Origin of the sequence: Streptomyces sp. NBC_00663 (assembly GCF_036226885.1) — a bacterium.
Taxonomy (GTDB): Bacteria; Actinomycetota; Actinomycetes; order Streptomycetales; family Streptomycetaceae; genus Streptomyces.
The window spans coordinates 8,002,594-8,022,446 of sequence record NZ_CP109027.1 but is presented as its reverse complement, the minus strand read 5'-3'; the positions used below and the strand labels follow the sequence as shown (position 1 = coordinate 8,022,446).

The 19,853-nt window shown below is 71.0% G+C and carries 20 protein-coding genes and 1 riboswitch; of the genes, 5 read left to right on the top strand and 15 right to left on the bottom strand.

From position 1 onward, the window contains the following. Nucleotides 1-9 precede the first annotated feature (9 nt). The 3 genes from OG866_RS36415 to OG866_RS36405 form a co-directional block, all read right to left on the bottom strand. Complete coding sequence (locus OG866_RS36415) at nucleotides 10-669, bottom strand: TetR/AcrR family transcriptional regulator (RefSeq protein ID WP_329341436.1); 660 nt, start codon at nucleotides 667-669, stop codon at nucleotides 10-12. 65 nt (nucleotides 670-734) lie between these two features. Then, on the bottom strand, nucleotides 735-875 hold the full coding sequence (locus OG866_RS36410) for an SCO1431 family membrane protein (protein ID WP_329341435.1): 141 nt from the start codon (nucleotides 873-875) through the stop codon (nucleotides 735-737). An 84-nt stretch (nucleotides 876-959) separates the two neighbouring features. Beyond that, the gene (locus OG866_RS36405; protein ID WP_329341433.1) at nucleotides 960-2,324 is read right to left on the bottom strand and encodes a peptidase C39 family protein; all 1,365 of its coding nucleotides are present in this window, start codon (nucleotides 2,322-2,324) and stop codon (nucleotides 960-962) included. Nucleotides 2,325-2,526: 202 nt separating this feature from the next. On the opposite strand from OG866_RS36405, the gene OG866_RS36400 reads away from it, so the two are divergent. Then, on the top strand, nucleotides 2,527-3,147 hold the full coding sequence (locus tag OG866_RS36400) for a uridine kinase family protein (protein WP_329341430.1): 621 nt from the start codon (nucleotides 2,527-2,529) through the stop codon (nucleotides 3,145-3,147). A gap of 431 nt (nucleotides 3,148-3,578) precedes the next feature. Beyond that, nucleotides 3,579-5,435, top strand: a complete 1,857-nt coding sequence (locus tag OG866_RS36395) for an AAA family ATPase (RefSeq protein ID WP_329341429.1) — start codon at nucleotides 3,579-3,581, stop codon at nucleotides 5,433-5,435. A 13-nt stretch (nucleotides 5,436-5,448) separates the two neighbouring features. Here the strand turns inward: OG866_RS36395 and OG866_RS36390 are convergent, their stop codons facing one another. The 9 genes from OG866_RS36390 to OG866_RS36350 all read right to left on the bottom strand — a co-directional run bounded on the left by OG866_RS36390 (nucleotide 5,449) and on the right by OG866_RS36350 (nucleotide 12,767). After that, nucleotides 5,449-6,534, bottom strand: coding sequence for a hemolysin family protein (locus tag OG866_RS36390; protein ID WP_329341428.1), 1,086 nt, complete (start codon nucleotides 6,532-6,534; stop codon nucleotides 5,449-5,451). Then, nucleotides 6,531-7,856, bottom strand: a complete 1,326-nt coding sequence (locus tag OG866_RS36385; RefSeq protein ID WP_329341426.1) for a hemolysin family protein — start codon at nucleotides 7,854-7,856, stop codon at nucleotides 6,531-6,533. Before OG866_RS36385 ends, OG866_RS36390 begins: the two co-directional genes overlap by 4 nt. A 180-nt stretch (nucleotides 7,857-8,036) precedes the next feature. After that, nucleotides 8,037-8,480, bottom strand: a complete 444-nt coding sequence (locus tag OG866_RS36380) for a PH domain-containing protein (RefSeq protein WP_329341424.1) — start codon at nucleotides 8,478-8,480, stop codon at nucleotides 8,037-8,039. 14 nt (nucleotides 8,481-8,494) lie between these two features. Continuing rightward, nucleotides 8,495-9,352 (bottom strand): ATP phosphoribosyltransferase, encoded by an 858-nt coding sequence (gene hisG, locus OG866_RS36375; protein WP_329341422.1) that lies wholly within the window; start codon nucleotides 9,350-9,352, stop codon nucleotides 8,495-8,497. 48 nt (nucleotides 9,353-9,400) lie between these two features. Continuing rightward, nucleotides 9,401-9,673, bottom strand: coding sequence for a phosphoribosyl-ATP diphosphatase (locus OG866_RS36370; RefSeq protein ID WP_020117406.1), 273 nt, complete (start codon nucleotides 9,671-9,673; stop codon nucleotides 9,401-9,403). A 34-nt stretch (nucleotides 9,674-9,707) separates the two neighbouring features. Then, on the bottom strand, nucleotides 9,708-10,193 hold the full coding sequence (gene ribH / locus OG866_RS36365; RefSeq protein WP_329341420.1) for a 6,7-dimethyl-8-ribityllumazine synthase: 486 nt from the start codon (nucleotides 10,191-10,193) through the stop codon (nucleotides 9,708-9,710). 35 nt (nucleotides 10,194-10,228) lie between these two features. Continuing rightward, nucleotides 10,229-11,527, bottom strand: coding sequence for a bifunctional 3,4-dihydroxy-2-butanone-4-phosphate synthase/GTP cyclohydrolase II (locus OG866_RS36360; RefSeq protein WP_329341418.1), 1,299 nt, complete (start codon nucleotides 11,525-11,527; stop codon nucleotides 10,229-10,231). Then, complete coding sequence (pnuC, locus tag OG866_RS36355; RefSeq protein ID WP_329341416.1) at nucleotides 11,524-12,165, bottom strand: nicotinamide riboside transporter PnuC; 642 nt, start codon at nucleotides 12,163-12,165, stop codon at nucleotides 11,524-11,526. Before pnuC ends, OG866_RS36360 begins: the two co-directional genes overlap by 4 nt. Then, complete coding sequence (locus OG866_RS36350) at nucleotides 12,162-12,767, bottom strand: riboflavin synthase (RefSeq protein WP_329341414.1); 606 nt, start codon at nucleotides 12,765-12,767, stop codon at nucleotides 12,162-12,164. Before OG866_RS36350 ends, pnuC begins: the two co-directional genes overlap by 4 nt. A gap of 146 nt (nucleotides 12,768-12,913) precedes the next feature. Then, a riboswitch (FMN riboswitch) is annotated at nucleotides 12,914-13,044 on the bottom strand. Between the two features lie 286 nt (nucleotides 13,045-13,330). On the opposite strand from OG866_RS36350, the gene OG866_RS36345 reads away from it, so the two are divergent. Further along, nucleotides 13,331-14,083, top strand: a complete 753-nt coding sequence (locus OG866_RS36345) for an SDR family oxidoreductase (RefSeq protein ID WP_329341413.1) — start codon at nucleotides 13,331-13,333, stop codon at nucleotides 14,081-14,083. Nucleotides 14,084-14,161: 78 nt separating this feature from the next. On the opposite strand, the gene OG866_RS36340 is transcribed toward OG866_RS36345, so the two are convergent. Then, nucleotides 14,162-15,340 carry an ROK family transcriptional regulator gene (locus tag OG866_RS36340; RefSeq protein ID WP_329341411.1) on the bottom strand — a complete coding sequence of 393 codons (1,179 nt, stop codon included), beginning with the start codon at nucleotides 15,338-15,340 and terminating at the stop codon, nucleotides 14,162-14,164. Nucleotides 15,341-15,449: 109 nt separating this feature from the next. Between OG866_RS36340 and OG866_RS36335 the strand changes: the two genes are divergently transcribed. Beyond that, nucleotides 15,450-16,661: an MFS transporter gene (locus tag OG866_RS36335; protein ID WP_329341410.1), complete on the top strand. Its 1,212-nt coding sequence runs from the start codon at nucleotides 15,450-15,452 to the stop codon at nucleotides 16,659-16,661. A gap of 13 nt (nucleotides 16,662-16,674) precedes the next feature. On the opposite strand, the gene OG866_RS36330 is transcribed toward OG866_RS36335, so the two are convergent. After that, the gene (locus tag OG866_RS36330) at nucleotides 16,675-17,133 is read right to left on the bottom strand and encodes an acyl-CoA thioesterase (protein ID WP_329341409.1); all 459 of its coding nucleotides are present in this window, start codon (nucleotides 17,131-17,133) and stop codon (nucleotides 16,675-16,677) included. Nucleotides 17,134-17,317: 184 nt separating this feature from the next. On the opposite strand from OG866_RS36330, the gene OG866_RS36325 reads away from it, so the two are divergent. Continuing rightward, a complete protein-coding gene (locus OG866_RS36325) occupies nucleotides 17,318-18,697 on the top strand; it encodes a uracil-xanthine permease family protein (protein WP_329341408.1) in 1,380 nt (459 codons plus the stop codon). On the opposite strand, the gene OG866_RS36320 is transcribed toward OG866_RS36325, so the two are convergent. After that, complete coding sequence (locus OG866_RS36320; RefSeq protein ID WP_329344461.1) at nucleotides 18,676-19,797, bottom strand: glycoside hydrolase family 6 protein; 1,122 nt, start codon at nucleotides 19,795-19,797, stop codon at nucleotides 18,676-18,678. The two genes, OG866_RS36325 and OG866_RS36320, sit on opposite strands and share 22 nt — an antisense overlap. Between the last annotated feature and the right edge of the window lie 56 nt (nucleotides 19,798-19,853).

Sequence of the window (19,853 nt, the reverse complement as noted above, 5' to 3'; positions counted from 1 at the left end):
CGTCGGGCGTCAGAGATCCCGGCGGGCCGGCTGCGGGGCCGGGTAGGACGGGTCCAGTTCCTCGATGGCGCGCAACGCGCCGCCCAGCGTCCTCACGAGGAGCTCGCGCATGGTGTCGCGGGGCAGTTCGGGGCTGTCGATCCAGTCGAGGGTGGCGCCCTCGACGCTGCACACCCAGGCCAGCAGGCCCATGCGGGCCAGGGGGGCGATGTCGGTGCGGCCGTAGGCCCCTTCGGCTATGGTCGCGACGATCGCCTCGCGCACGCCGTCCCGGATGGCGTGCACCTCGGTGTCGAAGCCGACGCCGCCGCTGACGACCGTGCGGTAGGAGGCCTGGTTGTGCTCGGCGTAGCGCAGATAGCTGTCGATCGTGCGCTGGACCCGGTCCAGCTGGGGCAGTTGGAGGCCGCTCGCCGCGAAGGTGACCAGGTCGGCGACGGAGTCCTGGATGATCGCCAGGTAGTAGCCGCGCTTGGACTGGAAGTAGTAGTAGATCAGTCCTTTGGCGACATGCGCCTGACGGGCGATGTCGTCCATGGAGAGCGCGTCGTACGACGTGTCGGCGAACAACCGCCGCCCGATCGCGATGAGTTCGGCGCGGCGTGCGACCGAGCGCTCGGTGCCGCGCGCCCGTGGCCGGGCGGCTGCACGCTGATCACTGATATTCAATTTCGACCCTGGTCTCGGGCTGATGGCGGGACACCCGCAGTATGTCAGGTCAAGCAGGAGTCAGGTCACAGAAGGCCGAGCTGGGTCACGAGCATCGCGATCACCAGGACGAGCGTCCAGCCCGCGAGGTGTTCGAGGACCTTCGGGCTGTCGTCCTGGGGGCCGCCGGTGCGGGTACGGGTGGCTGTGGCTGCTGATGCGGTCATTCGTCCACCTTGCCACCGACCAGGGCTTTTGCGGCCGAGAGCTTGGTCACAGGGCCCCGGCGTACACCGGGGCCCCGCATCGGTTCAGCGCACTCCCACCGCCGCGAGCGCCTTGCACTGCCGCGGGGTCGGGCGCGCGGGGAAGTACAGGTAGCAGACCCCGCCTGTGCCGGAGACCACCTTCCCGCTGGCGTTGTACCGCTTGGTGCGGAGCCAGATCTTCTCCCACTCGGCCCGTTTGTAGACGCGCCGCACCGCCTCGTCGTTCGGCGAGGCCGGGTCGTTGGCGATCACATCGCCCTCGGCGGTGAAGCCGATGACGGTCATCAGGTGCCCGGAGGTGCCGTATCCCGCGCCGGTGAGTTCCTCCTTGAGGAAGGACTGGGAGGTTATGGCCGGGATGCCGGCCGCGATCAGCGTCTCCAGGTCGGTGAGCGAGCCGAGCCGGGTGACCACGCCCTGGAGGCCGTCGAAGGTGGCCGCGTAGGCCGCGTTGAACGGCCAGTTGCCGCAGCCGGCGTACTGGTAGTCGAACGTGTACCGGGCCGCGTGGCACACCTGCGGATCGGCGTACGTCGGATCGACCCAGGCCAGTTGCTCGGGAGTGAGCCGGCCGCCCCAGTACTCGATGATCATCTGCGAGGAGGTGGGGCTGCACCAGGCCTCGCCGCCGTTGTCGTACTCGGGGTACTGGCCCGCGTGGATCTCCTGCGAGTACCGCGGGACGCTCAGCTCCTGGGCGAGCCCCGGCGCGGAGGCGGGCACGGTGAACCGGTCGGGGATGTCGGACCCCATCGCGCCGAGCCGCCACACCGTGGGGGTCCGCTTCGTCCCCGGCTTGCGATAGAGGGTCAGCCGCAGACGGTACGAGGTCAGGCGCAGCCCTGTGGCCGGGTCGTCGATGGCGAAGGTGTCCGTCCAGATGCTGCTCTTGTCGTCGCTCTGGTCGTCCACCGAGGTCCGCCGGATGTCCTGGTCACCGGCCGCCCAGCGGCCCATCACATACCAGGGCGTCGCCGTGCCGTCGGAGTACGTACCCTTCAGCTCCACCTGGATCCAGGTGCCGTCCGGCGTGTGCGCGTTCCAGGACGCGATGGCCTCCGTGGACGGGACGGCGAGCTTGTGGACGGGGGACGTCCAGGTCGCGTACTCCCAGGAGGCCGTCGTCCCGGTGTGCGGGTCGGTGTAGTCGACGGTGCCGGCGGCGGCGCCGATCACCAGCCCCGGACGGGCGCCCGCGACGGCGCGCGTGCCCTTGGTGAGGCCGCCGCGCCAGTCGGCGTACGACGTCCAGAAACGGTTGTCGACCAGGCGGGCGGGCGCTTCGGCGGACCCTCCGGCGCCGGTCGTGGCGTCGGCGGCGACGGCCGGGCCCGCGCTGCCCGCCACCGCGGCGGCGACCGCGGCGGCCAGAACGGTTCTCCGGGACGGCTGTTCGGCTCTGCTCATGGGTGGAACGACCCCCAAGTGTGTCCGAGTTCGGGCAGATCCCCTGCACGTTTGTGCGCCCACTATGACCACACCCGACAGGCTCCTGCCAGCACTTCGCCCCATGCCACGCCCACGAATATTGGCCTCTACCACTGGCATGACCTGCGGAGGCTAAAGTGCACAGCGCCGACCGCCCTTCGACGCCCCTGGAACCCGCCCCATGCGCGACCTCGCCTCCCGGCTCCGCCGGCTGCCCCCGTCCTGCGGGCCGGTGCGGGTGGTCGGGGTCGATGGACACGCCGGGTCCGGGAAATCCACGTTCGCCGGGGAGTTGGCGGTCGTCCTCGGTGGTGCGCCGGTGCTGCATCTCGACGACATCGCCAGCCATGAGGAGTTGTTCGGCTGGACCGGGCGGTTGCTGGAGCAGGTGATCGAGCCGTGGCGGCGAGGGGAGAGCGCGCGCTACGCCCCCTACGACTGGCACGCGCGGCGCTTCGGACCGGTCCGGGGTCTGGCCCCGGCCCCTGTGGTCCTCGTCGAAGGTGTCGGTGCGGGGCGCCGGGCGCTGCGGCCGCACCTCGCGCAGCTGCTGTGGATGGAGTTGCCCCGTGAGGAGTCCTGGACCCGGGGGCGCTCGCGGGACGGGGCGGAACAGCGGGAGTTCTGGGCCGGGTGGGTCCGGGCGGAACGCGAGCACTTCGCGGAGGACCCTTCCCGGCCGTTCGCCGATCTTCTGGTGCGGCAGGGAGAGAAGGGGTACGAGCTGCTTCCCGGGCCTGCCGGGACCGCTGGACCGGACCAGAAAATCACTCAGGGTGACGGGCCATCCGCAATGTGCTGAACTTGTGAAGACCCTTGCGGCAGAACTTCCCGGAGTGCCTCAACTCGGCTTGACCGAGGGGCCGTACAGGACTTACGTTCTCAATGTGCGGCCTTTCGCAGCCGCCCGCAGTCGCGAAGCCCCCGGTTGTTCCCCCGTGATCGGGGGCTTCGTTCTGCCCTGGGCCTTCTTTTCGGGCGCTCCGAGGCGCGATTCGCTCACCCTCGGTCACCATCCGGAATGCGCCCCATCTGCTCCCACCTCGTCAAACGTCCTGTGCGGCACCCTTCGGCGGGCCCACCCCCGCGGGTACGATGCCCTCGGTGCGACCTACGGACGGCAGCTCTGCGCACCGTCGCAACTCCGGTCCGCCGCAAGGCGGTTCGATCAAGGCGGTCGGCGGGCGACGGCTCGGTGGCCAACCAGCGGGGGCACGGTTTGTGGGGGACGTGATGGACTTCGGCACGCAGGGCCCGCAGGCCCCGGCCGACCTCGCCTGGCTGCGAGGTGTGGATGCCTACACGATGGGCGCCTATCCGCAGGCGGAGGAGGAGTTCCGGGCCGCGGTGCGGATGGACCCGGGGATGGCCGACGGCTGGCTCGGGCTGCACGCGCTGCGCATCGACACGACGACCGCGCTGCTGCGGATGTTCCGGCACCGGGAGCGCTTCGGGGAACAGCGCGCCCGGCATCGCCGCACCCTCAACTCCTGGTACTGGCTGGGCTGGTGGGTGCAGCCGGTGCTGGAGAGCCCGCGCGACCTGCTGCTCGCGCACGCCTCGCACTGGCTCGACGGACGCCATGTCCCGGAGCTGGACCGGGCGTTGGCGGGTCTGCCGCCGGTGGACGCCGATCCGCAGGTGCGGTTCCTGCACGCCTGCCGGTCCTATCTGGTCAAGGACTGGGATCAACTCGTCCGGCACACCGACCCGTTGATCGACGATCCGTTGCTGGGCATCGAGGCGGGGCTGTTCGGTGGCATGGCCCGGGTGCGCCTGGAGGTGTACGGGCAGGCCGAACCGCTCCTCTCCGCGGCGCTGATGCGCTGTCGCAGCGAGCAGCCGCAGCGCAAGGAGCTGCGCTACTGGCTCGCCCGGGCGCACGAGGGCACCGGCCGCTCAGCCGCCGCGCTCCCCCTCTACCGCGCCGTGCACCGGGTCGACCCGGCTTTCATGGACACCTCGGCCCGACTGGCGGCGATCGCCGAGAGCGACGGGTACGACGACGCGGCCGACCTCGCCGCGATCACGCTGTCCGGCGCGCAGGACGTACTGGACGGCCCGGACGGGCTGGATCCGCTCTTCGGCTCGGAGGGCCGTGACCTCAGGCTGTCCGAGCCCGACCTTCCGACCGGCCCGCTGCCGTCGGTGACCGATCCCGCGGTGCGCGAGAAGCTGGTCCCGTCCCCGCCGCTGCCCGCCGGGCCCACCGACCCCGTCTTACTTGAGGAGGCGCTCACCGAACTGGAGCGCATGGTGGGCCTGGAGCCCGTGAAACGGCAGGTCAAGGCGCTCTCCGCCCAGTTGAACATGGCACGGCTGCGCGCCGGGCAGGGACTGCCGGTCCAGCCGCCCAAGCGCCACTTCGTCTTCTCCGGCCCCTCCGGCACCGGCAAGACCACCGTCGCCCGCATCCTGGGCCGCGTCTTCTACGCCCTCGGCCTGCTCGGCGGGGACCATCTGGTGGAGGCCCAGCGGGCCGACCTCGTCGGCGAGTACCTCGGGCAGACCGCCGTGAAGGCCAACGAACTCATCGACTCCGCGATCGGCGGGGTCCTCTTCGTCGACGAGGCGTACTCCCTCTCCAACTCCGGCTACGGCAAGGGCGACGCGTACGGCGACGAGGCCCTCCAAGTGCTGCTGAAGCGGGCCGAGGACAACCGGGACCACCTGGTCGTCATCCTGGCCGGCTACCCGGAGGGCATGGACCGCCTCCTCGCCGCCAACCCCGGACTGTCGTCGCGCTTCACCAGCCGCGTCGACTTCCCGTCCTACCGGCCCCTGGAACTGACCTCGATCGGTGAGGTCCTCGCCGCGGAGAACGGTGACATCTGGGACGAGGAGGCGCTGGACGAACTGCGGTCCATCGCCGGGCACGTGGTGGACCAGGGCTGGATCGACGAGCTCGGCAACGGACGGTTCCTGCGGACGCTGTACGAGAAGAGCTGCGCCTACCGGGATCTGCGGCTGTCGACCTACCCGGGGATGCTGACCCGGGACGACCTGTCGACCCTGCGGCTGCCCGATCTGATGCAGGCGTACGGAGAGGTGCTGTCGGGGCGGGGACCCCAGGACCCGTCGGCCCTGTAGCCCCCGCCCGGCGCTACTTGGCCAGCGCCTCCTCGGGCTCCCCGCTCGCGCGGGGTTCCGTCACCTTGACCTGCGTCGTCTCCCGGTGGGCCGGGTCGGTGACCTCGCCGACCAGGAGTTCCAGTACGTCCTCCAGGGCGACCAGCCCGAGCACCTTGCCGGACGCGTCCGCGACCTGGGCCAGATGGGTCGCCGCACGGCGCATCACCGTCAGGGCGTCGTCCAGGGGGAGTTCGGAGCGCAGGGTCGTCATGGAGCGCCAGATGTGCTGCGGCACCGCGCGCTCGGACTCCTCCAGGTCCAGTACGTCCTTCACATGCAGGTAGCCCATGAAGGCGCCGTTCTCGGCGACCACCGGGAAGCGGGAGTAGCCGGTGCGCGCGGTCAGTTCGACCACCTGGCCCGGGGTGATCGACGGGCCGACGGTGACCAGCGACTCACGTCCCAGCAGGACGTCCGTGACCGGGCGGGAGCCCAGCTCCAGCGCGTCCTCCAGACGCTCCTGCTCCTCGGGGTCGAGGAGACCGGCCTGACCGGAGTCCTCCACCAGGCGGTTGAGCTGTTCACTGGTGAAGACCGACTCGACCTCGTCCTTGGGCTCGACGCCGAAGAGCCGCAGGATGGCCCGGGCACAGGCACCGAGGGCGATCGTGATCGGCTTGCAGAAGCGGGCGAAGACGACCAGACCGGGGCTCAGCCACAGCGCGGCCTTCTCCGGTGCGGCCATCGCGAGGTTCTTCGGGACCATCTCGCCGATGACGAGATGGAAGAAGACCACCGCGGCGAGCGCGATCACATAGCCGAGGGGGTGGATCATGCCCTGCGGCAGATGGATCCCCTCGAAGACCGGCTCCAGCAGCTGCGCGACGGTCGGTTCGGCCACCGCGCCCAGCGTCAGCGAGCAGACGGTGATGCCGAACTGCGCGGCGGCCATCATCTGGGGCAGCCGCTCCAGACCGTAGAGGACCTGACGGGCGCGGGCCGTGCCGAGCGGTTCGATCTGGCTGCGGCGGACGGAGACGAGCGCGAACTCGGCGCCGACGAAGAAGCCGTTGGCGAGCACGAGCAGCCCGGCGAAGAGGAGTTGGAGCACACTCATCGGGCAGCCTCCACGACGACGCCCGTCCGGACCAGCCGGACCCGCTCGGCGCGGTAGTGCCCGACCCGGCGCACCGAGAGCCGCCAGCCGGGCAGTTCCGCCTTGTCACCGACGGCGGGGATCCGGCCGAGCAGGTCGGCGACCAGGCCGGCGACCGTCTCGTAGGGCCCCTCGGGCACATCGAGGCCTATGCGCTGGAGGATGTCGACACGGCAGCTGCCGTCGGCGTCCCAGGCGGGACGGCCGTCCTCCGGCGGGGCGGCGGCCAGTTCGGGCACGTCCTGGCCGTCGTGCTCGTCACGGACCTCGCCGACGATCTCCTCGACGATGTCCTCCAGGGTGACCACGCCGGCCGTACCGCCGTACTCGTCGACGACGACGGCGATCGGCTGCTCGCTGCGCAGCTGCGCGAGGAGCGGCTGGACCGGGAGGGTCTCCGGGACGAGCAGCGCGGGGCGGGCGATCCGGCCCACCGGGGTGCGCAGCCGGTCGTGGGTGGGAACGGCCAGGGCGTCCTTGAGGTGGACCATGCCGACGATCTCGTCGATCTTCTCCCGGTAGACCGGGAAGCGGGACAGGCCGGTCGCCCGGGTCAGGTTGACGACGTCCTCGGCGGTCGCCGACGACTGGAGCGAGCTGACCTTCACGCGCGGGGTCATGACGTGCTGCGCGGTGAGTTCGGCGAGCGACAGGGTCCGCACGAACAGGTCGGCGGTGTCCTGCTCCAGGGTGCCGGCCTGCGCCGAGTGCCGGGCCAGGGAGACGAGTTCACCGGGGGTGCGGGCGGAGGCCAGCTCCTCGGTCGGCTCGACGCCGAGGGCGCGGACGAGACGGTTGGCGACGGCGTTCAGCGCGGCGATGACCGGGCGGAACAGGCGCGCGAACGCGTGCTGCGGGCCGGCGACGAAGCGGGCGACCTGGAGCGGCTTGGACACCGCCCAGTTCTTGGGCACCAGTTCGCCGATCACCATCTGCACGGCGGACGCCAGCAGCATGCCGAAGACGACCGCGACCCCGGAGACGGCACCCTCGGGGATGCCGATCGCGGTGAACGGGCCGTGCAGCAGCTCCGCGAGGGCCGGTTCGGCGAGCATGCCGACGACCAGGGAGGTGATGGTGATGCCGAGCTGGGTGCCGGAGAGCTGGAAGGAGAGCTCCTTGAGCGACTCGACGACCGTACGGGCGCGTTTGTCGCCCTCGGCGGCGGCCTTCTCGGCGTCCGGCCGCTCGACGGTCACCAGGCCGAACTCGGCCGCGACGAAGAAGCCGTTGGCGAGAATCAGCACGAAGGCGGCTGCGAGGAGCAGCAGGGGGATGGTCATGATGCCGCCGCCTCACCGAAATGTCGGGAGGGGGCGGCGCAGGTACTACAGGACGATCCGTCCATCGCTGGAGGGAATCACTCCTCGGGTAGCAGTGGGCCGCTGAGGGCCGGTTCGGACATCAGCGGCGGAGGCGCGACGAAAACGTCTCCGCCAACAGATTAATCAAGACAGGGCCTTCTACGGCAGATCCCTTGTGCCGCGGGCCTCGACGAGTGCCCGCAGGGCGCGGGCGTCGGTGATGGCCTGCTGCTTGGCGATGCCGGGCTGGATGCCCAGGGCGGGCAGGCTGGTGCCGTCGCTGAGGTTGAGGAACACCCAGGGGTCGCCGGGCCGCAGGTTCACCTGGATGATCTCGGCCCACTCCAGTCGGCGCCTGCTGGCGACGTTCACCACGGTGACGCCGGAGTCGTCGGCGACCACCTTCACGCGGGCCAGCATGGCCAGCACACCGAAGATGAGGGCCGCGGTGAAGACGAAGCTGAGCCGCTCACCGGGGCCGAGCTTCTCCAGGAGCAGCGCGACCGCGGTGATGGTGGCGAAGATCGCCACGCCCGCGGTGAGCAGGACGGCCCGGGTGCGGCCGGGGCGGAAGGTGACGGGGAGGGCGGGAAGGTCGGACATGGCTGCGGGGGTCCTCAGAGACGGCAGGCGTGGATGGCCGTGGTCAGGATGGCCCGGGCGCCGATGTCGTACAGGTCGTCCATGATCCGCTGGGCTTCCTTGGCGGGGACCATCGCGCGGACGGCGACCCAGCCCTCGTTGTGCAGCGGGGAGACGGTCGGTGACTCCAGGCCCGGCGTGAGGGCGACGGCCTTCTCCAACTGCTCGACGCGGCAGTCGTAGTCCATCATCACGTACGTCCGCGCGACCAGGACGCCCTGGAGGCGGCGCAGGAACTGCTGGACCTTGGGCTCGTTCTCCGAGGAGGTGTCGGCGTCCGTGCGGCGGATCACGACGGCCTCGGACTTCATGATCGGCTCGCCGAAGACCTCCAGGCCCGCGTTGCGCAGCGAGGTGCCGGTCTCGACGACGTCCGCGATGACCTCGGCGACGCCGAGTTCGATGGCGGTCTCCACGGCGCCGTCGAGGTGGACGACGGAGGCGTCGACGCCGTGCTCGGCGAGGTGGCCCTCGACGATGCCCTCGTAGGAGGTGGCGACCGTCTTGCCCTTGAGGTCCTGGACGCCGGTCGCGGTGCCGGGCTTGGCGGCGAAGCGGAAGGTGGAGCGGGCGAAGCCGAGCGGGAGGATCTCCTCGGCCTTGGCGCCGGAGTCGATGAGCAGGTCGCGGCCGGTGATTCCGATGTCGAGGCGGCCGGAGGAGACGTAGATCGCGATGTCGCGGGGGCGAAGGTAGAAGAACTCCACCTCGTTCTCCGGGTCGACGATCCGCAGTTCCTTGGACTCGCGGCGCTGCTGGTAGCCGGCCTCATGCAGCATCTCCGCCGCAGGGCCTGACAGGGAACCCTTGTTGGGGACGGCGATGCGCAGCATGAGGTCGGCTTCCTTTGCGTGATGGAGTGTTTTACGGAAGTGGCTGGTTTACAGGTGGGCGTAGACGTCGTCCAGCGAGATGCCGCGGGCGACCATCATCACCTGGACGTGGTACAGCAGCTGCGAGATCTCCTCGGCGGCTGCCTCCTTGCCCTCGTACTCGGCGGCCATCCAGACTTCGGCGGCTTCCTCGACGACCTTCTTGCCGATGGCATGGACGCCCTTGCCGACCAGTTCCGCGGTGCGGGAGGTGGCGGGGTCGCCGTTTGCGGCCTTGTGCTGGAGCTCGGTGAAGAGCTCCTCGAACGTCTTATTGGACATGGTGACGCTCAGCCTATGCCACACACCCGATACGTCAGTGCCACGGTTCAGATACTGAGCGGAGGGTGGCCGCGGTCGCCACCGCCGCCGTCACCGCCTCGTGCCCCTTGTCCTCGTTGGAGCCCTCCAGGCCGGCCCGGTCCAGGGCCTGCTCCTCGGTGTCACAGGTCAGCACTCCGTTGCCGACGGGGACGCCGGTGTCGACGGAGACCTGGGTGAGGCCCTGGGTGACGCCCTGGCAGACGTACTCGAAGTGGGGGGTGCCGCCGCGGATGACCACGCCGAGGGCGACGATCGCGTCGTAGCCCCGCCCGGCCAGCACCTTGGCGACGACCGGGAGCTCCCAGCTGCCGGGGACCCGGAGCAGGGTCGGCTCGTCGATCCCCAGGTCGTGCAGGGCGCGCAGGGCGCCGTCGACCAGTCCGTCCATCACCTTTTCGTGCCACTGCGCCGCGATGACGGCGACCCGCAGGTCACCCACGTTGCGTACGGACAGCTCCGGTGCACCCTTGCCGCTCACGTTCTCAGATCTCCTAGATGTGCTCTTTACCGGGGTTACTGGTTGTTGCAGGCCGACACGGGGGCCGCGGGGGCGGTGTCCAGCCAGGGCAGGTCGTGGCCCATCCGGTCCCGCTTGGTGCGCAGATAGCGGAGGTTGTGCTCGCCCGCCTGGACGGGCATGGGCACCCGGCTGTTGACCTCGATGCCGTGCCGCAGCAGGGCGTCGGACTTGTCGGGGTTGTTGGTCAGCAGACGGACGCTGCGCACGCCGAGGTCCTTGAGGATCTGGGCGCCGGCGCCGTAGTCCCGGGCGTCGGCGGGCAGGCCGAGCTCCAGGTTGGCGTCGAGGGTGTCACGGCCGCGCTCCTGAAGTTCGTACGCCCGCAGCTTGGACAGCAGGCCGATGCCGCGTCCCTCGTGGCCGCGCAGGTAGACGACCACTCCCCTGCCCTCGGACTGGATGCGCTCCAGGGAGGCGTCGAGCTGGGGGCCGCAGTCGCAGCGGGCGGAGCCGAAGACATCGCCGGTGAGGCATTCGGAGTGGACCCGGACCAGGACGTCCGCGCCGTCACCGATCTCGCCGTGGACGAGGGCGACGTGCTCGACGCCGTCGACCGTGGAGCGGTAGCCGTACGCCGTGAACTCGCCGTGGGCGGTGGGCAGCTGGACCTCGGCCTCGCGGCGGACGGTGGGTTCGGCGGAGCGCCGGTAGGCGATCAGGTCCTCGATGGAGATGATCGTCAGGCCGTGCTTGCGGGCGAAGGGGATCAGCTCGGGCAGCCGCAGCATCCGGCCGTCCTCGCCGGCGATCTCGACGATCGCGCCGGCCGGGCGCAGGCCCGCGAGGCGGGCGAGGTCGACGGCGGCCTCGGTGTGGCCGTTGCGGGTCAGGACACCGCCGGGCTGGGCGCGCAGCGGGAAGACATGGCCGGGGCGGACGAAGTCGGTGGGCCCGGCGTCGCCGCTCGCCAGCAGCTGGAGCGTGGTGGCGCGGTCGGCGGCGGAGATGCCGGTGGTCACGCCATGGGCGCCGGAGGCGTCGACGGAGACGGTGAACGCCGTCTTCATCTGCTCGGTGTTGTCGTCGACCATCTGCGGGAGCTTGAGCCGGTCCAGCTCCTCGCCCTCCATGGGGGCGCAGATCAGGCCACGGCACTCGCTCATCATGAAGGCCACGATCTCGGGGGTGACCTTCTCGGCCGCGACGACGAGGTCGCCCTCGTTCTCCCGGTCCTCGTCGTCGACGACGACGATGGGGCGGCCGGCCGCGATGTCGGCGACGGCCTGCTCGACGGGGTCGAGCGCGAAGTCCTCGATGCCGTCCGTGCTGTAGAGGATCGTTGCCGTACTCATGCCGGCGCTCCTTCCAGAGCGGGCCGCGCGGCCGTGCGGGAGCGCAGCCACCAGTCGCGCATGCCCCACAGGACGAGCGCGCCGTAGATGACGTAGACGAAGCCGGAGAAGGCGTAGCCGTTGGCGAAGTTGAGGGGGACGCCGACCAGGTCGACGAGGAGCCAGGCGATCCAGAACTCGACCATGCCGCGCGCCTGGGCGTACATGGCGACGACGGTGCCGACGAAGATGTAGGCGTCGGGCCAGGGGTCCCAGGACAGGGTCGGGTAGGCCTTGAAGAGCAGGGCGACGGCGACGGTGCCGACGGCCGCGGCGGCGATCATCGCGCCGCGCTCGCGCCAGGTGGCGAACCGCGGGGCAATGTGGCCGTCGGACCCCTGCTGCTTGCTGCGGTTCCACTGCCACCAGCCGTACAGCGCGACGACCATGACGATCGCCTGCTTGCCCGCGCTGCCGGTGAGGTGGCCGTAGAAGGCGCCGAAGAGGATGAGGCCGGCCAGGAACTGGACGGGCCAGCTCCAGATGGAGCGGCGCCAGCCGAGGGCGAGGGCGATCAGGCCGAAGATGTTGCCGATCATGTCCGACCAGAGGATGTGCTGGTCGAAGAGGGTGAAGGCCTCGGTGTTCAGCGAGTTCACTTGCCCGCTCCCTGCGCGCTCGCGAGCAGCCGCTCGACGTACTTGGCGACGACGTCGACCTCGAGGTTGACCGGGTCGCCGGGCTGCTTGCGGCCGAGCGTGGTCAGGTCGAGGGTGGTGGGGATGAGGCTGACGGTGAAGTAGTCGGGCCCGGCGTCGACGACGGTGAGGCTGATGCCGTCGACGGTGATGGAGCCCTTCTCCACGACATAGCGCGAGAGGTCCGCGGGGAGGGAGACCTTCACGATCTCCCAGTTCTCGGAGGGCTTGCGCTCCAGCACCTGGCCCGTGCCGTCCACATGGCCCTGCACGATGTGGCCGCCGAGCCGGGCGCCCACGGCGGTGGGGCGCTCCAGGTTGACACGGGAGCCGACAGTGAGGGCGCCGAGGCTGGAGCGGTCGAGGGTCTCCGCCATGACGTCGGCGGTGAACTCGTCGCCCTCGTGCTCCACGACGGTGAGACAGACCCCGTTCACGGCGATGGAGTCGCCGTGCTTCGCGCCGTCGGTGACGACGGGGCCGCGGAGCCGGAAACGGGAGGCGTCGCCGAGATTCTCGACGGCGGTGACCTCACCCAGTTCTTCGACGATTCCGGTGAACACTTCCCGGGTCCTCCTGCCTCATTCGGGCACGGACTCCGGGGCTGTCGATGACGACAGAAAGAACGAGCAGGAACACCGGGGGCGACGCCGGACAGAGTCGCCCCTGAGGACGAACACTTACGGCGGCGCGCACGAATGCCCGCCCGCCGCGCACTGCCTCCCATCCGGACTTTAACCGTCGGTCCAGGAATTTCACCTGGTCAACCGGCCGCTGGAAGCGGTCGGGTCGCGGACTGTAACCGCCGGTTCGGACTTTCACCGACCCCGGAGTGCGCTGCTTCTGGTACATGGCCAGTGTGCCACGGCTGATCGTGGTCCATCCGGGTGAGTCATGTGGAGTGGCTCACACGTGCGGTGACTGGACTTCTCAACCCGGCCCAACTGTAAGACCCTCTGGTCTAGTCCTTTTTGGATCACCATGGACCGGCCCGGCGGCGGTGACGACGGCCCTTGCCCGCCGCCGGGCCTTCAGGCATGTCACATTTGCCGGGGGTACCCGCGTCCCAGTCGACGTAGGGCGCTCCGTCCGGGAGCGCCGAGGTCGGGCAAAGGGGCTGAACAGCATGACCACCATCCTGGTGACCGGCGGGACCGGCACACTCGGCCGGCTCGTCGCGGAGCGGCTGCGGGCGGACGGGCACGAGGTACGGGTGCTCAGCCGGCACGCGCAGCCTCACGCCGTCGATCTGCGCGAGGGCGGGGCCGCGCTGGACGCGGCCGTCGCGGGCGTGGACACGGTGGTGCACTGTGCGACCACCCAGACGGGCGGGGACGAGAAGGCGGCCGCGAACCTCATCGCGGCGGCGCGGCGGGCGGGGGTGGGCCATCTCGTCTACATCTCGATCGTCGGCGTCGACCAGGTGCCGTTCCCCTACTACCGGACCAAGCTCGCCGTGGAGAAGCAGATCGAGGAGTCCGGGCTGCGGTGGACGGTACTGCGCACGACGCAGTTCCACGATCTGCTGGTGATGTTCTTCAACGCGGTGTCCAGGGTGCCGGTGATGCTGTTGCCGGCCGGGGTGTCCGACCAGCCGATCGAGGTGGCCGAAGTCGCGGGGCGGCTGGCCGAGTTGGCGGCGGGAGCACCCGCGGGGCGGGTGGATGACATGGGCGGGCCCGAGGTGCGGACGTTCGAGGAGCTGGCCCGGGCGTATCTGAGGGCCACGGGGCGTCGGCGGCGGGTGGTCAATGTGCGGCTGGGCGGGAAGGCGTATCGGGAGTTTCGGGCGGGTGGGCATCTGGCGGTGCAGCGGGGGGTCGGGAAGGGGACGTTCGAGGAGTATCTGCGGCGGCGATTTGCTGGGCGGGTCGTGTGAATCGTGCGGGCCGGTGGGGGGCTGGTCGCGCCCCGCGGCGGAGCCGTAAATCGACACAGCCCCGCGCCCCTGAGGGCATCAGCGCTCAGGCGGGCTGAACAGGTCGTCCTGGGCTCGGTCCCGCGCCGTCAGCAGGGCGCCTCGGAGTACGGCTGTACCGCCAAGCTCACTGGATCGCACCTTCGTCGGCAGCGGTGACATGCGGCGGACCCGTTCCTCCACCCTCGCCGCCAGTTCTTCCCCACCCGCCTGACCCACCTCGCCGCCCAGCACCACACACCCCGGGTCCAGAACGGCGACGACCGACGAGACGCCTACGGCGAGGCGGTCGGCGAGGGTGTTCAGGAATGCCGTGGCTGTCGAGGCCACCGCCGCCCGCACCAAGGCTGCCGCCACCGGCTCGTACTCAGCCGCCTCCGCCACCACCCCGTGCTCCCCCGCCAGTTCCGCGATCGCCGCCGAGCCCGCCAGGGAGTGGAAGCCGCCCTCGCAGCCCGTCGCCGACGGCAGGCCGTGCGTGCCCGGTACCGGCAGGAAGCCGATCTCGCCCGTGCCGCCGGACGCGCCGCGGCGCAGGGCGCCGTCCAGGACCACGGCCGCGCCGGTGCCGTGACCGAGCCACAGGAGGACGAAGGTGTCCCGGTCCCGCGCCGCCCCGTCGCGCTGTTCGGCCAGGGCCGCCAGGTTGGTCTCGTTCTCGACGTGGACGCGGGTTTCCGGGAGGCGTTCCTGGAGGGTGGCGACCAGACGGCGGTGCCACTCGGGCAGGCCCGTGGAGTTCCGGAGTTCGCCGGTGGCGGGGTCGATGAGGCCGGGGGCGCCGATGCCGACGGTGTGGAGGCGGTCGGCCCCGGCCTCCTTGGCGACCCGTTCGACCAGGGCCACCGCCTGCTCGACCGCAGGTCCGGTGCCGATGTCCCCGGCGATCGGGACCGAGGACTCGGCCAGCACCCGGCCCAGCAGATCCGATACGACGACGGAGACGCCCTCGGTGCGGACGTCCAGCGCGGCCAGGTGGGCCCGGTCGGCGACGATGCCGTACAACTTCGCGTTCGGGCCGCGTCGCTGCTCGCCCGACTCCCCGGCCACCTCGATCAGACCGGCCGCGGCGAGGCGCTCGACGAGGTCGGCGACCGTCGGCCGGGACAGACCGGTGAGCTGCTTCAACTGCCCTGCCGTCAACGGGCCTTCCTGCTGGAGCAGACGCAGGGCGAGCCGGTCGTTGATGGCCCGGGCGGTGCTGGGGGATGCGGGCATGCCGGGGATCCTTCCAGATCGGCGGCTTATTGGTGCTCTATCTATCAGGCAGGGTCCCTGATAGTTTACGACGCCGAGGGGTCCACAGGCCGCAAAGGGGCGGGAGAGTATGAGTGACGTGCTGTACGACCAGGGGCAGGTGAAGCGCGCCCGGTACGCCGTGGCCGCCGTCTTCGCCGTGCACGGCGCCGTCACCGGATCGTTCGCGACCCGCGTGCCGTGGATCCAGGACCACGCCTCGGTGAGTGCGGGCCAGCTCGGTCTGGCACTGGCGTTCCCCGCGCTCGGCGCGTCCGTGGCCATGCCGCTGGCGGGCCGGATCAGCCATCGCTTCGGCGCCCGGAACGCCCTGCGCGGGCTGATCTCCCTGTGGACGCTGGCCCTGGTCCTGCCGGCCCTCTCCCCCAACCTGCCGGCCCTGTGCCTCGCCCTCTTCGTCTTCGGCGCCACGGCGGGCATGGCGGACGTGGCCATGAACGCGCTCGGTGTCGAGATCGAGAACCGGCTCGGCCGGTCGATCATGTCCAGCCTGCACGGCATGTGGAGTGTGGGCACGGTGATCGGCTCGGCGGCCGGTACGCTCGCCGCCCACCTGGGCTCGGACGCGCGTCTGCATCACGTCCTGGCGTCGGCCGTCCTGACCTGTCTCGGGATGCTGGCCTGCCGCTGGGTGCTTGACCTCCAGCCCACCGAGGACGAGGAGCCGCCGCCCCGGTTCGCGCTGCCGCCCAAGTCGGCGCTGCTCATCGGTGCCGTCGGGTTCTGCGCGGTCTTCGCGGAGGGCGCGAGCCTGGACTGGTCCGCGGTGTATCTCCGGGACCAGCTGGAGACCTCGGCGGGCCTCGCGGCCGCGTGCACGACCGGCTTCACCCTGACGATGGCGATCGCGCGGCTGGCCGGCGACCGGATCGTGGACCGGTACGGCTCGGTGCGCACGGTCCGCGCGGGCGGTGTCCTCGCCGTGCTCGGCGGGCTGCTGATCGTCGTCGCGAACCATCCGGCGGTCGCGATGGCCGGGTTCGCGCTGACGGGACTGGGGATCGCGGTGGTCGTACCGCTGTGCTTCGCCGCCGCCGGCCGCAGCGGTTCGAACCCGAGCCTGGCCATCGCCGGTGTCGCGACGATCACCTACACCTCGGGGCTGGTCGCGCCGAGCGCGATCGGCACCATCGCCCAGGCGACCAGTCTGCTGGTGTCGTTCATCCTGGTGACGGTGCTGGCCGGCGGGCTCGTGGCCTTCGCGAACGTGCTGCGGGCGGGCGACCGTGACCGGCCGAAGCTCAGCCGGCCGACGGTGCCGGTGTCCGACCCGCGGGCCTGAGGCACCGCCCCGGTCAGTCCTCCGTGCGCAGGAGTTCGCGGCCCGCGGACCGGAACCGGTCGCTCCACGGCGCGGGGCGCAGCGTCTCCGAGTCCAGCCGGACGAGGACACGCGTGCCCTGCGCGTAGGTCTCGGCGCCGTCCCGCGAACAGAAGCGGAAGCCGTACGTCAGGCCGGTCGTGCCGAGCCGTTCCAGCCAGAGGTGGACGGCGTAGACGCCGGTCCTGGTCACCGGTGCCTCGTACGAGATCCGCAGTTCCCTGACCGCGTTGCAGGCGTCGCCGGCCGCCGCCCAGTCGCCCTCGAAGTGGATGCCGTACCCCTGCCACAGCTCGGTCCAGGCCTGCTCGACCTTGAGCGGGTAGCGGGCGTTGTGCAGCAGCCCGAGCGCGTCGAGGTCGTCGAAGTGGACGGTGACGGGGATCAGCCTGCCGTGGGACAGGGCGGGGGCGGTCGAGACGTCGGCGGTCACGGGTGAGGCTCCTGAACGTGGCTGAAAAGCGAGGGTACAGACCGTACAGACCCATCCTAAGCGAGCGCTCAGGAACCCCCTGGGGCGGCTCCGGTGGCGGCGGGCGGCAGCGGGCGTGGGAACCCGAGGTACCCGTGACAATGGTCCGGACAAGCTTCACGTACAGAGAAAGCGAAACCTCACCATGGACCTCGGCGTGCGCTGGAAGCTGCACGGAGACGGGCGGACGCCCGCGCCCGGAGCGGTGGTACGCCCCGACGAACGGCTGTCCTGGCCCCGCACGGCCGGGCTCGGCGCCCAGCACGTGGTGGCGATGTTCGGGGCCTCCTTCGTGGCCCCCGTCCTCATGGGCCTGGACCCCAACCTGGCCATCATGATGTCCGGCGTCGCGACCGTGATCTTCCTGCTCGCCACCCGCGGCCGGGTGCCCAGCTACCTCGGCTGCTCACTGTCCTTCGTGGGCGTCGCCGCCGTGATTCGCGCCCAGGGCGGCACCAGCGCGACGGTGACCGGCGCGGTCTTCGTGGTCGGCGTCGCGCTGTTCCTCGTCGGGGTCGCCGTCCAGCGCTTCGGGGCGCGGATCATCCATGCCGCGATGCCGCCGATCGTCACCGGCGCGGTGGTCATGCTGATCGGCTTCAACCTGGCCCCCGTGACCGCGAGCACCTACTGGCCGCAGGACCAGTGGACGGCCCTGCTGGTCATGCTGTTCACCGGCCTGGCGGTCGTCTGTCTGCGCGGTTTCTGGTCCCGGATCGCGATCTTCCTGGGGCTGATCTTCGGGTACGGCATCTCCTGGGCCTTCGACCGGATCTTCGGCCGTATCCACTCGGTCGACGCGAGCGGCAGGCTCACCGACCACTGGCGGCTCGACCTCTCCGCCGTCGGCAACGCCGACTGGATCGGCCTGCCGGACTTCCACGGTCCGTCCTTCGAGTGGTCGGCGATCCTCGTCGCCCTCCCCGTCGTCATCGCGCTGGTCGCCGAGAACGCCGGACACGTCAAGGCGGTCGGCGAGATGACCGGCGACCCGCTGGACGACAAGCTCGGTACGGCGATCTCGGCGGACGGCGTCGGCTCGATGCTGTCCACCGCGCTGGGCGGTCCGCCCAACACCACGTACTCCGAGAACATCGGTGTGATGGCCGCGACCCGCGTCTACTCGACCGCCGCCTACTGGGCCGCCGCCGGCTTCGCCCTGCTCTTCGGCCTCTGCCCCAAGTTCGGCGCCGTCGTCGCCGCGATCCCGGGCGGTGTCCTCGGCGGCATCACCGTCATCCTCTACGGCATGATCGGTCTGCTCGGCGCGCAGATCTGGATCAACTCCAAGGTGGACCTGCGCAATCCGCTGAACCTGGTGCCGGCCGCGGCGGGCATCATCATCGGCGTCGGCAACGTGACGATGAAGTTCACCGACACCTTCTCGCTGAGCGGCATCGCGCTGGGCACGCTGGTCGTCATCACCGGCTACCACGCGCTACGGGCGTTCGCCCCGGCCCATCTCAAGGAGCAGAAGCCGCTGTTGGACGAGGGGACGTCCGCCTACGACGCGGCCAAGTCGTAGGCGTACGACGGGGTGAACGTCCCCGGCGCGCCCTTGCAGCCGTCCGACTCGCCCGGCAGTTTCACCCACAGATAGCCGTCGATGCGCGCCTCGCCGGTGTTCAGCGTCGGCGTCCGGCCCAGCTTGCGGCCGTCGGGGTCGCACCACTCGCCGTCGGCGGGGGCGCCGTTGCCGTTGCGGCTGGTGTCGATGACGGCACCGAGGCCCGCCGGGCCGCCCAGCGCAGCGAGGACCTGGCGGTCGTAGGCGATCTCGTCGGCGGTGCGGTGGAAGTTGGAGACGTTGCTGAAGATCCCGTCGGAGGACGCGGCCGACGCGGCGCCCGCCTGCCGCAGCAGTTCCGCCTGCTTGGCCGCCGGGTGCCAGCCGGAGTGGCCGGCGTCGTAGTAGACGCGGGCCTTGGGATTCGCGGCCTTCATCACCCGGCCCGCGCGGGCCAACGAGGCGAAGCGGTCGGCGCGTCGGCCGCCGGACAGACACTCGGACTGGGCGATCGAGTCGGGCTCCAGGATCACCACGACCTCGCCGGAGCCGAGCCCCGCGGCGAACCGGTCGATCCAGGCGTCGTACGCGTCGAGGTCCGGCGCCCCTCCCTGGGAGGCCCCGCCGCAGTCGCGGCCCGGGATCGTGTACGCCACGACGACCGGCACCCGTCCCTGCGCGGCGGCGCCCGCGGTGACGGACCCGACCCGCGCGGTGACGGTGTCCGGCGCGTACTCGGCGAACCACACGGCCGCCGGCTGGTCGGCGATCCGGGACTCGATGACGTCGTGCCGCGGGTCGCCGGTGTTCTCCCTGACCCAGTCGAGCACCTGGGAGTCGGGGTGGCGGTAGAGACGGACGGACGCGGTCGAGGGCTGCCGCTTCTCGGCCTCGGTCTTCGTCGGCGTCGGGCTCGCCTTCTTCTTCGGGGTGACCGACGGGGACGCCGACCTGGTGGTCACGGACGGGGACGGCGACGGGGCGGGCGGGCGGATGTCCAGGGTCGGCGACTCCGTCACCTCGGGGCGGGCCTCGTCGACGCCGCGTCCGTCGCCCAGCGCCGACACCATCCCGGTCGCGGCGCCGACGGCCACCACGACGGACGCCGCAGCGACCATGCCGTTGCGGCGCGCGGCACGCCGGCGCTCGGCCCTGCGCTCGGCCAGGCGACGGG

Excerpts from the sequence above, each read along its gene's own strand:
- OG866_RS36395 (WP_329341429.1), top strand. The coding sequence starts at position 3,579 with ATGGACTTCGGCACGCAGGGCCCGCAGGCCCCGGCCGACCTCGCCTGG.
- hisG (WP_329341422.1), bottom strand. The coding sequence starts at position 9,352 with ATGCTGCGCATCGCCGTCCCCAACAAGGGTTCCCTGTCAGGCCCTGCG.
- OG866_RS36345 (WP_329341413.1), top strand. The coding sequence starts at position 13,331 with ATGACCACCATCCTGGTGACCGGCGGGACCGGCACACTCGGCCGGCTC.
- OG866_RS36360 (WP_329341418.1), bottom strand. The coding sequence starts at position 11,527 with ATGAGTACGGCAACGATCCTCTACAGCACGGACGGCATCGAGGACTTC.
- OG866_RS36400 (WP_329341430.1), top strand. The coding sequence starts at position 2,527 with ATGCGCGACCTCGCCTCCCGGCTCCGCCGGCTGCCCCCGTCCTGCGGG.
- OG866_RS36320 (WP_329344461.1), bottom strand. The coding sequence starts at position 19,797 with ATGGTCGCTGCGGCGTCCGTCGTGGTGGCCGTCGGCGCCGCGACCGGG.
- OG866_RS36370 (WP_020117406.1), bottom strand. The coding sequence starts at position 9,673 with ATGTCCAATAAGACGTTCGAGGAGCTCTTCACCGAGCTCCAGCACAAG.
- OG866_RS36410 (WP_329341435.1), bottom strand. The coding sequence starts at position 875 with ATGACCGCATCAGCAGCCACAGCCACCCGTACCCGCACCGGCGGCCCC.
- OG866_RS36380 (WP_329341424.1), bottom strand. The coding sequence starts at position 8,480 with ATGTCCGACCTTCCCGCCCTCCCCGTCACCTTCCGCCCCGGCCGCACC.
- OG866_RS36390 (WP_329341428.1), bottom strand. The coding sequence starts at position 6,534 with ATGAGTGTGCTCCAACTCCTCTTCGCCGGGCTGCTCGTGCTCGCCAAC.
- OG866_RS36325 (WP_329341408.1), top strand. The coding sequence starts at position 17,318 with ATGGACCTCGGCGTGCGCTGGAAGCTGCACGGAGACGGGCGGACGCCC.
- OG866_RS36385 (WP_329341426.1), bottom strand. The coding sequence starts at position 7,856 with ATGACCATCCCCCTGCTGCTCCTCGCAGCCGCCTTCGTGCTGATTCTC.
- OG866_RS36340 (WP_329341411.1), bottom strand. The coding sequence starts at position 15,340 with ATGCCCGCATCCCCCAGCACCGCCCGGGCCATCAACGACCGGCTCGCC.
- OG866_RS36335 (WP_329341410.1), top strand. The coding sequence starts at position 15,450 with ATGAGTGACGTGCTGTACGACCAGGGGCAGGTGAAGCGCGCCCGGTAC.
- OG866_RS36405 (WP_329341433.1), bottom strand. The coding sequence starts at position 2,324 with ATGAGCAGAGCCGAACAGCCGTCCCGGAGAACCGTTCTGGCCGCCGCG.